Origin of the sequence: Tistrella mobilis (assembly GCF_041468085.1) — a bacterium.
In the GTDB taxonomy this organism is placed as follows: Bacteria; Pseudomonadota; Alphaproteobacteria; order Tistrellales; family Tistrellaceae; genus Tistrella; species Tistrella mobilis_A.
Map to the genome: position 1 here is coordinate 3,212,092 of NZ_CP121017.1, position 12,541 is coordinate 3,224,632.

10 protein-coding genes are annotated in these 12,541 nt (G+C 66.2%); 8 read left to right on the top strand and 2 right to left on the bottom strand.

Annotated elements, in window-relative coordinates; translation table 11 throughout:
• The first annotated feature begins 94 nt into the window (after positions 1–94).
• The 4 genes from P7L68_RS20135 (at position 95) to P7L68_RS20150 (ending at position 3,965) form a co-directional block, all read left to right on the top strand.
• Positions 95–1,090: a TRAP transporter substrate-binding protein gene (locus P7L68_RS20135; RefSeq protein ID WP_372001078.1), complete on the top strand. Its 996-nt coding sequence runs from the start codon at positions 95–97 to the stop codon at positions 1,088–1,090.
• 150 nt (positions 1,091–1,240) lie between these two features.
• Positions 1,241–1,747: a TRAP transporter small permease gene (locus P7L68_RS20140; RefSeq protein ID WP_372001080.1), complete on the top strand. Its 507-nt coding sequence runs from the start codon at positions 1,241–1,243 to the stop codon at positions 1,745–1,747.
• A complete protein-coding gene (locus tag P7L68_RS20145) occupies positions 1,744–3,027 on the top strand; it encodes a TRAP transporter large permease (protein WP_372001081.1) in 1,284 nt (427 codons plus the stop codon). The genes P7L68_RS20140 and P7L68_RS20145 overlap by 4 nt, the downstream gene beginning before the upstream one ends.
• Before the next feature lie 131 nt (positions 3,028–3,158).
• Positions 3,159–3,965, top strand: coding sequence for a polysaccharide lyase (locus P7L68_RS20150; RefSeq protein ID WP_372001083.1), 807 nt, complete (start codon positions 3,159–3,161; stop codon positions 3,963–3,965).
• A gap of 31 nt (positions 3,966–3,996) precedes the next feature.
• Here P7L68_RS20150 and P7L68_RS20155 read toward each other — a convergent pair whose 3' ends face one another.
• On the bottom strand, positions 3,997–5,610 hold the full coding sequence (locus tag P7L68_RS20155; protein ID WP_372001085.1) for a glycosyltransferase: 1,614 nt from the start codon (positions 5,608–5,610) through the stop codon (positions 3,997–3,999).
• Entirely contained in the window at positions 5,607–7,205 is a 1,599-nt protein-coding gene (locus P7L68_RS20160) for an HlyD family efflux transporter periplasmic adaptor subunit (RefSeq protein ID WP_372001087.1), read from the bottom strand. The genes P7L68_RS20155 and P7L68_RS20160 overlap by 4 nt, the downstream gene beginning before the upstream one ends.
• A gap of 642 nt (positions 7,206–7,847) precedes the next feature.
• On the opposite strand from P7L68_RS20160, the gene P7L68_RS20165 reads away from it, so the two are divergent.
• From P7L68_RS20165 to P7L68_RS20180, 4 genes are read left to right on the top strand one after another with little or no spacing between them, the layout of a single operon-like run.
• A complete protein-coding gene (locus P7L68_RS20165; RefSeq protein ID WP_372001088.1) occupies positions 7,848–8,864 on the top strand; it encodes a PLP-dependent cysteine synthase family protein in 1,017 nt (338 codons plus the stop codon).
• On the top strand, positions 8,861–10,273 hold the full coding sequence (locus P7L68_RS20170; RefSeq protein WP_372001090.1) for a homocitrate synthase: 1,413 nt from the start codon (positions 8,861–8,863) through the stop codon (positions 10,271–10,273). Before P7L68_RS20165 ends, P7L68_RS20170 begins: the two co-directional genes overlap by 4 nt.
• Positions 10,228–11,289: an iron-containing redox enzyme family protein gene (locus P7L68_RS20175; RefSeq protein WP_372001092.1), complete on the top strand. Its 1,062-nt coding sequence runs from the start codon at positions 10,228–10,230 to the stop codon at positions 11,287–11,289. Before P7L68_RS20170 ends, P7L68_RS20175 begins: the two co-directional genes overlap by 46 nt.
• The gene (locus tag P7L68_RS20180; protein ID WP_372001094.1) at positions 11,290–12,534 is read left to right on the top strand and encodes a hypothetical protein; all 1,245 of its coding nucleotides are present in this window, start codon (positions 11,290–11,292) and stop codon (positions 12,532–12,534) included.
• Positions 12,535–12,541: the final 7 nt, after the last annotated feature.

The window sequence follows — 12,541 nt, forward strand, 5'->3', positions numbered from 1 at the left end:
GCGGGAGTCGTTTTAGCCCCTCGGCCCAAGCGGCCACTACCGTGGCCTTGGCCCCCGTCTCGCGAACTGCCTGAAAAGCAAGAGGAACGCACCCATGGGTTTCACCCGACGCACCCTTCTCGGCGCTGCACTCGGCCTCGGCGCGCTGGTCGCCACCGTGCCGGCGATGGCCGCCGACGTCACCCTGAAGCTGGGCTGGACCACCTCTGACGGTGCCACCGACCCCTATGCGATCGCGGCGCGCGACTTCGCCGCGGCGCTGGAAGCCGAGATGCCCGGCGTGTTCGAGGTGAAGTACTTCCCGAACCGCCAGCTGGGCGACGAGAAGGAAATGATCGAAGGCATGTCCTTCGGCACCATCGACGGCGGCATCATCACCAATGCGGTGATCGCCAATGTCGAGCCGGCCTTCCAGCTGCTGGACCTGCCCTTCCTGTTCGCGAACGAGGCCCAGGCCCACAAGGTGCTGGACGGCGATGTCGGCCAGGAGCTGATGGGCAAGCTGCGCAATCGCGGCATCATCGGCCTTGGCTTCGCCGAAGGCGGCTTCCGCCACATGATCAACAACACCCGGCCGGTGGCCAACCCCGACGACGTGTCGGGCGTGAAGTACCGGGTGATGCAGAACCCGGTCTTCCTGGAGATGTTCAGCTCGCTGGGCGGCAACCCGGTGCCGATGGCCTGGGGTGAGACCTATACCGCCGTGCAGCAGGGCACGATCGACGGGCTGGAAATCCCGGTCGCGGTCGTCCAGGCCAACAAGTTCTCCGAGGTCACGAAGTATCTGTCGCTCACCCGCCACACCTATTCGGCGCTGGGCCTGATGATTTCGAAGCGGACCTTCGACAAGATGACCAAGGAGCAGCAGGACGCCGTGCTGCGCGCCGCGCCGAAGGCGATCGCCGCCCAGCGCGCCGAGGTGGCCGAAAACACCACGAAGATCATCGAAGAGCTGAAGGCCGCCGGCATGACGGTCAACGAGATCAACGATCCCGCCGCCTTCCGCGCCAAGGTGACCGGCGTCTACGACCGCTTCAAGCCGCGGATCGGTGCCGAGCTGATGGACAAGACCCTCGCCGAGGTCAACTGACCCTGGTGACGGACCGTCCGGCCGGCAGTGCGCCCCCCGCACTGCCGGCCGGATGTCATTCGGGGCCAGCGCATCGCGCCCCTGCGCCCCGATCGCCTGTCCCCCCCGATCCCCTGTCCCCCGATCCTGACGGCAGACGGTAGCTTCCCCATGTCGGCTTTGCTCCAGACCCTCTCGCGCGGGCTTGCCCGGGTAACCGGCTGGGTGATCGTGGCCATCACCACCTTGATGATGATGAGCCTGATCCTCCAGGTGTTCTCGCGCTATGTGCTCGGCCAGGGTTTCACCTGGACCGAGGAACTCGCCCTGTTCCTGTTCACCTGGGTCGTGCTGCTCGCCGCCACGACCGCGATCCGCGACGACGGCCATGTCCGCCTGCAGCTGTTCGTCGACCTGCTGCCGGGTGCTGCGCGGCGGATCTGGATGCGCCTCCTGACCCTCTCGGTGCTGGTCTTCTGCGTGGTGTTCGCGATGACCGGGGCCGAATACGTCTCGGCGACGCTGGGCCAGGTCTCGGCCGCGGTGCAATACCCGATCGAGGCGCTGCACATGGCGGCACCCGTCACCGGCGTGCTGGGCGCAATCCACGCCCTGGCCCGGCTGCTGGCCCCGCAATCGGTGATCGACGGCACCCCGGAAACCGGAGGCATGGTATGAGCACCGCCGCAGCCGTTCTGCTGATCGTCTTCGCCGTCTGCCTGTTCGGCGGCGTGCCGATCGTCTTCTCGCTGGGCCTTGCCGCCATCGCCGGGCTCTGGGCCGCGGACTTCGATCTGATCGTGCTGGCCCAGCGCACGATATCGGGCACCCAGGTCTTCACCCTGCTCGCCATTCCGGGCTTCGTTCTGGCCGGCGACCTGATGATGCATGGCGGGCTGTCCCGCCGCCTGGTCCGGCTCTGCCAGGTGCTGGTGCAGCATGTGACCGGCGGGCTCGGCATGGTCACCGTGCTGTCCGCCACCTTCTTCGCCGCGATCTCGGGCTCGGCACCGGCCACCACCGCGGCCATCGGCGGCATCATGGTGCCCGAGATGGAACGCCACGGCTGGAGCCGTCGCTTCGCCGCGGCACTCTCGACCGCCGCCGGCCCGATCGGGCAGATGATCCCGCCCTCGATCCCCATGGTGATCTGGGGCGTGGTGGCGGAGGAGTCGATCACCAAACTGTTCCTGTCGGGCATCGTGCCCGGCATCCTGATCGCCATCGGGCTGATGGTGGTGTGCTGGTTCGCAGCCCGCGCCCAGGGCATCCCCAGGGCGGCCCGCCGGGCGACGGCGCGCGAATTGCTGGTCGCGCTCAATGACGGCAAATGGGCGCTGGCGGCGCCGCTGGTCATCCTGGGCGGCATCTATGGCGGCATCTTCACCCCCACCGAAGCTTCGGCGATCGGCGTCGCCTATGCCTTCGTGGTGGGCATGTTCATCTATCGCGAACTGAAGGTCCGCGACCTGCCGGCCATCCTGCTCCAGTCGATGCGCACCACCACCATCGTCTGCAGCATCATCGCCGTCGCCTCGGCCTTCGGCTGGCTGGTCGCGATCGAGCAGCTGCCGACCGTGATCGCCGAGGCCATCCTGTCGGTGTCGTCGAACCCGATCGTCATCCTGCTGATGATCAACGTGCTGCTGCTGTTCATCGGCGCGATCATGGACAATGTGGCGGCGATGATCATCCTGGGCGGCGTGCTGACCAGCATCGGCGCCAGCCTGGGGCTGGATCCGATCCATCTGGGCGCGATCGTGGTGATCAACTTCGCGATCGGCATGGCCACCCCGCCCTTCGGCTATTCGCTGTTCGTCGGTGCCGCGATCAGCAAACTGTCGGTCGAAGAGGTCTCGAAAGCGCTCTGGCCGATGCTGCTGGTCAAGATCCTGGTCCTGGCGCTGATCACCTATGTTCCCTGGGTGGTGCTGGCCCTGCCCCGGCTGCTGGGGTGACCATCTTCAACCATCGTCCCTGATGGCGGCTGGCATCGCGTCGCGGTGATGATATGCCTGATGATGGTTGGCTTTTGTCGTTGCCGGCGGTATTCCGGACGAGACACCCCGGATGACGGAGATGGTCCGCGATGACAATCACCCGCTCTATCTTCATCCTGGTCGTCACTGCCGGCGCCATGATGTCCATCGCCACACCGGCACGGGCCGGAACCGCGACGGCCCCCTGCGGCCCTGGCTTTGCGGCACCACTCCGGCTCGGCCCTCTCGCCAATGGCAACCCCGACCAGGCCTGGATGGCACTGCCGGTCGTCCATCTCTGGGGGCTCGACAATGCTGGCGTGGTGCAGGAAGACGGCCGGGCGATCCTTCAGGTCCGCTACCCCGAAGGATCGATAAACCCCGGCCGGCGGGACGCACCCAGGGGCGGGCTGGGATTCTTTCTGCCCGTCCCGGGCGCGCATGACGCCCGCGAGATCTGTTTGAGCTATGAGGTCCGCTTTCCCGACGGCTTCGCATTCGCACGCGGCGGGAAACTGCCCGGCCTCTATGGCGGGGATGCACCACGCGGTGGCGCCACAGACCGTATGGAGGGATTTTCCGCCCGGCTCATGTGGCGCGAGGCTGGGGCCGGCGAACTCTATCTCTATGCGCCGGATCAGGCGCAGCCCTATGGCCAGAGCCTGGGGCGCGCGCATTTCTACTTCAGGCCCGGGCATTGGACCCAAGTCGTCGAGCATCTGCGCCCGGGTGTGGATGGCCATCTGCGCCTGCTTATCGACGGTGCCGAAGTAACCTCGTTCCTGGGCCGGCTGCCCGTGGGCAGCGGCGCCGGACTGATGATGTCGACCTTCTTCGGCGGCAGCAGCCCAGACTGGGCGTCACCGCGCGACCAGTCTGCATCCTTCGCGGATATCACGATCTGGCTTCGGCCCTGACAGCGCGGGACCGCCCTGCCAGCCAACCCGCTCAGCGCCCGCCGAACTGCATCATCGGTGTTTCAGCGGCCATCAGATCAATGTCGGAGCCCGAAGCCCGACCAAGCTGGCGGTCGGCTTGGCTGGCCACGTCGCCGATATAGGCGACGAACAGCACGAAGGCGATGACAGCGGCAATGTTGTAGACATACGACGTCAGACTGTTCAACACGGCGAGGCCGGTCGATCCTGAGCCAGCGGCCAGCTTCTGCCGGGTCCATTTCTGACGATAGGGATGAAAGCTCATGAACACCTTCACCACCGAGCCGACGAACTGGGTGTAATAGAGCAACGCCGGGAACCAGGGGTGAAACCGCCCCCCATGCAGGCCGATGACTACACTGTTGAAGCTTCGGGTCAGAACGATCCAGAAGACATAGATCAGCAGAAACACCGGTGCATGGAGAAGGCCGAGCAGGCCCGCAAAGGTGGGGCCGATGAGCGTCGTCCACATCGACAACCGCTGATCCAGCAGACACATCCACAGAAACCAGCCTGTACGACGTGGTCCCAGAGCCAGGGCGCGGCCATTGGCCCGGATCATGTTGCCATACCAGCGCGACATGAGCGCGAGACTGGCCGGCACGAAACCGCCTGCGGGCAGTTCTTCCAGCGGGTGAGCCACCGCATCCGGTACATAGAGCATGTTCCAACCGCTCCGCAACACCGCATACCAAGTGCTTTTGTCATCGCCGGTGAGCAGCGCAATCCGCCCCAGCCGCCAATGGTGTATCACATCGGAGCGCACGGCGACGATGAAGTCGGGGCGTGTAGCGATCTCGGCACGAAACAGCGACAACCGGCCGGTCAACACCATCACCTTGCGCGACAGCGACACCGAGCACATCAGCACACTGCGCTGTGCCATGCGCAGGCGATACCATTCACGCTGCAACGTGCTGCCCTTCACCAGCGGCACATTTTCAGTGGTCACGGCGCCGATATCAGGGTTCGTCTGTATGATTGATGCGGCCCTGGCAAGACAGCCCTCGCCGAGCAAAGTGTCACCATCCATCAGGATCACCTGTGAACCGGGCTTCGGATGGCGCGCCGCGATCAGTTCAAGGGCATCCGCCATGGCGTGGCGCTTGCCCTTGCCCGCCTGGAACACCGGCAGCAGCACCACGCGCGCCGACTCGGCATGGCGCCGCACCACGCGGCGCAGCACCTCAATGTCGGCGGGATCGGTTACACCGGCAATGATGGTGGCACCGCTGCCACAGGCTGCAATCTCGTCGATCAGGCGCCCATAGACCGCCGCGTTCATCTGCGCCGACATCCGGAAGCTGGTGACGAGGATATAAAAATAGGGAAGAGGCAGACGAGCGGCATCGGCGGCGGCGCGGATACGGGGAAACACGAAGAACTTGTAGCGGAATGCCCTGACGTAATGCATCGCCGCCCAGGAATACCGCCAGATCCCGATGATGCCGATGGTCGCGATGAACACCGTGGTGCCCGGGGTCAGCACGGCCGTTGGCATGATGCTGGCCAGAAAAATGATCAGCATGATCCAGAACGCGATGCCGGCCCACATGGAGAAGCGTGGCGACGTCTCCTCGTAGCCAGGCAGCAAAACCTTGAACCGATCCACCGGCCGCTTCATGTCGTTGGCTCACCCGGATTGACGTCGGAGGTGAACCAGCCGATCCCTGTCAATTTGAACAGAAGATCGCCCGGATGGATCCGCATGGCGACAATCGCCGGCACGCCGCTCACGGGTCTCGGCATCGATGGCGGCAACGTCACCGTGACCAGCGCGAAACGGCTGACAGCCCGCAATTGCTCGGGCAGACCGGTTCTGCCGGTGTTGCGCGGGTTAAAATTGATCCGAGCGATCCGTCCGTCGATCTCTTCGGCCTGATCAGACAGAAGAACGCGCGCCTCACCACCGATACGGAGATAGCGGACCTGATCGATCGGCAGCAGCACATCAACCTCGGTGCCCTGATCGTGGCCATCGCCCAGCCCGTAAACGGCGGTGCCAGCTTCCACATATTCGCCGTCCCTGGCGCCCTGCATCTCGACCACGCAGTCGCATGGGCTGCGGACCACAAACCGCGCCTGTCGGGCACGCAGGGTCGCCTCTTTGGCTGAGAGTTGTTCGCGCCTCTCGGCAAGACTGCGGCGCACATCGCCGGGAGTCTGGCGGGTGGCACGGGTGTCGCCGAGATAGAGACCGGCACCGGCAAGCTTCAGTTCATCCCGCAACCGCTGGAGGGTTGCCTTTTCGTCGGCCAGGGCAATCTGGGCCTGACGCAAGGCCACCTCTGCCTCGTCGACCTGCACGGCAGCTGCGCGGCCATCTTTCGCAAGGCCGGCCCGGCGATCAAACAGGCGCTGACGAACCGCGACCTCAGACGTCATCAGACGCACACGTGTATCGGCGGCGGCAATGTCGGCCTGCAACTGGCCCACCCAGGAGCCAAAGGCGGCCTCCACGTCAGACAGATGTTCTACCTCAAGCTCGATCTGTTTCTGCGCTGAAACGATCTCCTGTTCCAGCGCCGCAATATCCTGTGGATTGACCGGCGCGCTGATCTCGAAGAGAACGCTGTCGCGCGTAACCGTCTCACCGGTCGTCGCGGTTGCCGCCAGCAGAAAGCCTGCCTGCGGCGCCCGCATCACGATTCGGTCCGACGCCACCGCCGCATATTCGGATTGAACGGTCAGGAAACTCGACAGCAGCGAGACGGCACCGAAGGCTGCCACGCCAATCGTCACCACCAGAATCGCCCCAAGCCGCAGCGCGGCCGACACTGCCCGCATCCGTCGGGTTGTTTCGTCGGAGAAACTGATCTCCGGAGGCATCCCGTGCGATGCCAGCCCAGCGACAGTGACAATGTCGCCCGACAGGTAATTGTCGACGATGTAGGACAGTGCCTCGGCCTGATCCGCCGTCATGTCGACGAACTGAAAACCACGCCCCTTGCCATCGACGACCCGCACTGCTTTCGCCAACAGTGTCAGCGTCGCTTCGACATGCGGGAAGATGAAGATGAGACGGCACTTGAAGACATCACCGGCCTCGCAGTCCGGTGCGGAGGCTTCGAGCCCAAATCCACCCAGGCTCCAATCCGCCACCACATGCCGAACACCGTTGATCTCGACGGTCAGGGGGATATCGATCCGCGGATGGACCCGCTGCCCACTCTTGCTGGTGATCGGCGAGGGGCGAGAGGCGGGGTCGGATGCACTCATGATATCCTCAATATCCTCGGCACTGCTTCAAGGTCGCTCGAATGGGTCATGTTCTGCAACGTCATGTCCCAAGGGTATACGCCCCATAAATGAAAACTTCCATACGATGCGGCATCGGATTGGCAGCCTTAATGACCGTCGGAAGATGCACGCAGGACATTACTCGATACTGCCGTCGGGCGTCCCTTGATAGGTCCTCGCGATTGCCCCGGCTCTCAACTGGCCGGTCGCAGTGGAATGCCCCACGCCCACCCTCGTTGACATCATCCTGTCAGCAGGATCGAAAACACTCTGCCCCCCGCCTGTTCGGAAGATTTTTGCCCGCATGGGCAGGATCTTCGCCGGGTTTGTCACACAACGCATCCGACAGACAGGGGCGGCCCGGGCCGGGTGGCGTTGGCGGTGATCAACTTCGCGATCGGCATGGGGCCACCCCGCCCTCCCATGACGACGACACCGCCCCCGCCGGCCGCCGGCGGGGGCGGTTTCATTTTCGGGTGCCGGCGCCGGATTCTTAGAACCTTAAGTTTATTTTTGCCTGGCAAAATGCCTTGACGCGTTTGTTTCGCATGATACAGTCGCCCGGAAATTGAACAAGAACAGCCTGTAGTCCATTCTTCATCAGCTGGGGAGCGGCATCGGATGAAGGTGTACGACTCGATCCTGGAGGCTGTCGGCGATACACCGATGGTCCGGATCCGCAGCATTTCAAAACAGGTCCCGGCGGAAATCTTCGCCAAGCTCGAATTCATGAATCCCGGCGGCAGCGTGAAGGACCGGCTGGTCCGCTATCTGCTGGAGCGCTACGAAGAAGCGGGGGCGCTGACGCCCGAAACCGTGCTGGTCGAGAATTCCTCGGGCAATACCGGCGCCGCCCTGTCGATGGCGGCGGCGGTGCGCGGCATCGGTTGCGTGATCACCATCCCCGACAAGATGAGTTCCGAGAAGATCGCCCGGATGCGCGCCTTCGGCACACGGGTGGTGGTGGCCCCCACCGCCGTGGCCGCGGACGCGCCCGAGAGCTATTACAGCCAGGCACGGCGCATCGCCGAAGAAACCCCGGGGGCGATCTATCCCGATCAGTACAACAACCCGCTGAACGCCGCTGCGCATTATGCGAGCACCGGCCCCGAGATCTGGGAGCAGACCGGCGGCCGGATCGATGCCTTCGTCTGCGGCATCGGCACCGGCGGCACGATCAGCGGCGTCGGCCGCTATCTGAAGGAGCGCGACCCGTCGATCCGGGTGATCGGCGTCGACCCGGAAGGCAGCGTGTTCCACGACCAGTTCCATCATGGCCGGATGAGCACCCCGCATGTCTATCAGGTGGAGGGCATCGGCGAGGATTATCTGGTCGAGGTGGTGGATTTCTCGGTGATCGACGACATCATCCGCGTGGACGACCGGGCGTCGTTCCTGACCGCGCGCCGGCTGGTGCGCGAGGAAGGGTTGCTCTGCGGCGGATCCAGCGGCGCTGCGATGTGGGGCGCATTGCAGGTGGCGGATCGCTTCCCCGGCGGCCGGATCGTGGTGCTGCTGCCCGATTCCGGCAACATGTATCTCAGCAAGTTCCTGGACGACGGCTGGATGGTCCGGCACGGCTATCTGGCAGAGACGGACCTGCAGGCAGAGGCGCTCGCCCCGGCAGGTGCCGCATGACCGCCATCACCGCCGAACCGCCCATGATCGAGCCATCCGTCGCCGCCGGTGTGATGCCGGGCATGCGCTGGGCCTTCGCCGACCGCATCGACCTGATGGATGAAAGCCTGCGCGAGGGGGCCGAGCGCGCCAGCGTGCCACCGGACCTGGACGCCAAATGCGACCTGGCCGAGGCGATCGCAGCCGTGGGCATCCGCACGCTCGTGGTCGGCATGTTCCCCGACGTGCCGCAGAATGCCGAGCTGCTGGCCCGGCTGGTGCGCCGCCAGCAGGCCGGACGGCTGCCCGCCGATCTGCGCTTCATGGTCATCTCCCATGTCGGGGTGACCATGCGCCAGACGCTGGCCCTGCTCGACGATCTGGCGATCCCGCTGGAGACGGTGCATGTGATCGCGATCCATTCGGTTTCGGATCTGCAGATCACCCATCTCTTCCCGACCATCCTGCGCAAGGACGGCGCCGTCGACTGGGATCAGACCGCCTGGGAGGCGCTGGACGACGCCGCGCGGCGCGCGCGCAATCTCGACTGGCTGGCCGATTTCCTGCCGGTGGTGACCGGCTGGCGCGGCGGCGGGGTGATGGTCGGGCTGCTGGATGCCTTCCGCGCCGATCACGGCCATCTGATGAATGCGGTGGCAACCGTGGCCGCGGCCGGCATCCGCCAGATCCGCCTGGTCGACACCGCCGGCACCTGCCTGCCCCATCAGCTGCCCCAGACCGTGGGCGAGCCGGTGGCGCGCTTCCCCGACATCGCCTTCTACGGCCATTTCCACGACGATTTCGGCATGTCGACCGCCAATGCGGTGATGGGGTTGTCGCTGGGGCTGAAGGGGGTGGACGTCTCGGTCGGCGGCTTCGCCAACCGGGCCGGACATCCGCCGCTGGCCGAGGTGGTGATGGCGCTTCGCAAACTCTACGGCGTGGAGCTGCCGGGCGTGGACCCGACCCGGCTGCACGGCCTCAGCCGCATGGCTGAACGGATCTACGGGCTGATGGAAAACCCCGCCCAGGCGATCACCGGCGTCGTCACCCACAGCGTGCAGAGCGGCATCCGCACCGAACTGCTGCGCAAGGCCCCCCGGATCTTCGATGCCATCGCCCCCGAAGAAGTCGGCGCCCGGCTGGTGGCGATGTTCGGGGTGCGCAGCGGCCGCGACGGGCTGCTGCGCTTCCTGCGCGAACGCCAGCTGCTCGCCCCCTTCGGCCTGGAGCCGACCCCCGAGATCGCCGACGCGCTGTTCGAACACCTGGACGCCGAATGGGCCCGCCGCAGCGCCGGTGCCCGCGCACGGCTGGGCGAGCTGATCGAACAGTATCAGGACACGCTGAACGCATCCTTCTTTACCGAAGAGGCTATGACGTCATGGCTGAGCGCGCATCTGACCGCCGTGCATATGAAGACGGCCTGACCGCCACCGCCGCCGCGGCCGCCCTCTGGCCGATCTTCCGCGACCGGGCCGCAGGCGCCGATGAAGACCAGTGGCGCGACATGCTCGACCTTGCGGCCATCGCAGCCGGCGGGCTGGCGCAGGAGGACGGGCTGGACCCGGCCGGCGAACTGGCCGTGCACCGGGTGCTCTATGCCATCTATGCCGGCCGGATCCTGGTGCCCTGGTCGCCGCAATGGCGCGATCTGGACGATGTCCGGGTCGATCTGCTGCGCCGGACGCTGGAAACCGGCTGGGAGGCGGCCGAACGCCACCGGCTGACCGGCTTCTTCGGCCCCCTGCCGCAGGTGGCGGATTTCGCCGGCTGGGCCACCCGTCACTGCCAGGCCCACCGGTCCAATGTCGGCCACCCGCTGTTCGATTTCCTGAGCGACCGGGCGAGCTTCGACCAGCTGCGCAGCTTCATCGTTCAGGAAACCCCCTTCGACATCCATTTCGGCGACATCGTGGCCATGATGCTGCCGGGGGTGCATGGCGGCGCCAAGGCGGAATTCTCGCGCAATTTCTGGGACGAGATGGGCCGCGGCGACCAGCGGCTGGCGCATCGCCAGCTGCGGCTCGACATGATGACGGCGCTGGGGGTGCGCGAGGATGTGTATGTGACCGAGGTGGAGGCCTTCTGCCTGGAGGAACTTCGCCTCGCCAACATGTATTTCCACGGCGTGTTCAACCGCGCGCTGCTGCCGCAGGCGATCGGCATGATGCTTGCGACCGAACTGATGGTCCCCGGGCGGCTGGACCGGCAGATCCAGGGCTGGCGCCGGGTCGGGCTGGACGACGACACCATGCGCTATCTGATCGAGCACACCGTGGTCGACATCGAACACGCGGCCGGCTGGATGAACGAGGTGGTGCTGCCGATGCTGGCCGAGCGCCCCGAGGTGATGGGCGAGATCGTCCTCGGCATGGCCCGGCGCCTGGAACATGCCGCTGCGGTCTGCGACCGGATGATGACGCTTCTGCCTGCGGCGGCCTGAATGACCGCCTTTCCCCTTCGAGACCGCCTCTCCGCCACAACAGACCCGGAGATCGTCCTCGCCGGCTGCGGCCTCAGGGGGATGGGTCTGCTGACCGCCACGCCGGCCCTGCTCGACCATCGCCTGACGGTGGTCGATGCCGGGCCGCGGCCGGGGCCCGGTGCCTTTGCCGGCTACCGGATCCAGTCCAACTCCGCCGGCACCGACTTCTTCGGCTGGGTCGATCCGGCCGGGCCGTTCGGGCCCGTGCTGGACGACCCGGCCGTGCGCCGGCTGCGCGAGCATCAGGGGGCGTTCGATCTGGCGCTGCTGGCGGGCGCGCTCGACCGTTTCGGCGACCGGCTTGCAGCGCTGCTGCCGCCCGAGCGGCTGATCAGGGGGGACCGGCTGGCACATGTGGCGACGGACGGGGCGACCATCGGGCTGACGCTCGCCTCAGGCCGCCGGCTTCAAAGCCGCGTGCTGGTGCTGGCGCTGGGCATCACCGAAGCCGGCCATGATGCGCTGGCCCCCTGGGCGGCCCGCACCATCCCGTCGGGCCGGATCGTGCGCGACCATCTGGCGGCCCTGCCGCCGATGCCCGCGGGCCGGCCCGCGCGGATCGTGATCGCCGGAGGATCGCACAGTGCCTATTCGGCGGCACTGGTACTGGCCGATGCCATGGATGCGGGGCATCTGAATGCCCGTGTCGCCATTTTGCATCGCAGCCCCGCGCGGCTGTTCCATCAGAACCTGGCGGACCATGCCGCAGAGGCGCATGGCCCGCTGGAAGCCGTTCCCGACCCCGCCCGCGACATCTGCCCGGAAACAGGCCAGGTCTTCCGCTATTCGGGGCTGCGCCACCGGGCGCGGGCGCTGTTCCAAGAGATCGCCCGGGGCGGGCGCCCGGGCTTCACCCAGCTGCGGATCCCTGCGCTGGCCGATGCGGCGGAGCTGCTGGACCGGGCCGATCTGATCGTCCAGGCGCTGGGCTACCAGAGCCACAGACTGTCGATGACCATCGACGGCCACCCCTGGGATCCGGCGGGCGGAGGGGCGGTGGTGCGCCCCGGGCCCGATGGCCGCATCCCGCTGCCGGGCGGGTCTGCGGCACAGATCTTCGTGATGGGCATGGACCCCTACCCCTATGACGACGGCGCGCTGACCCCCACGGGGCAGTACGCGCTGCGCGGCGGCCAGATCCTGGCCGCCCTTGCCCGGCTGGCTGCGGCCGGACAGCCCCTTCCCCTCGCAGAACCCGGATGAGGTATGG

What these genes read in the sequence shown, in the direction of transcription:
- P7L68_RS20155 (WP_372001085.1), bottom strand. Translation starts at nt 5,610, where the DNA reads ATGAAGCGGCCGGTGGATCGGTTCAAGGTTTTGCTGCCTGGCTACGAG.
- P7L68_RS20140 (WP_372001080.1), top strand. Translation starts at nt 1,241, where the DNA reads ATGTCGGCTTTGCTCCAGACCCTCTCGCGCGGGCTTGCCCGGGTAACC.
- P7L68_RS20160 (WP_372001087.1), bottom strand. Translation starts at nt 7,205, where the DNA reads ATGAGTGCATCCGACCCCGCCTCTCGCCCCTCGCCGATCACCAGCAAG.
- P7L68_RS20165 (WP_372001088.1), top strand. Translation starts at nt 7,848, where the DNA reads ATGAAGGTGTACGACTCGATCCTGGAGGCTGTCGGCGATACACCGATG.
- P7L68_RS20150 (WP_372001083.1), top strand. Translation starts at nt 3,159, where the DNA reads ATGACAATCACCCGCTCTATCTTCATCCTGGTCGTCACTGCCGGCGCC.
- P7L68_RS20175 (WP_372001092.1), top strand. Translation starts at nt 10,228, where the DNA reads ATGGCTGAGCGCGCATCTGACCGCCGTGCATATGAAGACGGCCTGACC.
- P7L68_RS20135 (WP_372001078.1), top strand. Translation starts at nt 95, where the DNA reads ATGGGTTTCACCCGACGCACCCTTCTCGGCGCTGCACTCGGCCTCGGC.
- P7L68_RS20180 (WP_372001094.1), top strand. Translation starts at nt 11,290, where the DNA reads ATGACCGCCTTTCCCCTTCGAGACCGCCTCTCCGCCACAACAGACCCG.
- P7L68_RS20145 (WP_372001081.1), top strand. Translation starts at nt 1,744, where the DNA reads ATGAGCACCGCCGCAGCCGTTCTGCTGATCGTCTTCGCCGTCTGCCTG.
- P7L68_RS20170 (WP_372001090.1), top strand. Translation starts at nt 8,861, where the DNA reads ATGACCGCCATCACCGCCGAACCGCCCATGATCGAGCCATCCGTCGCC.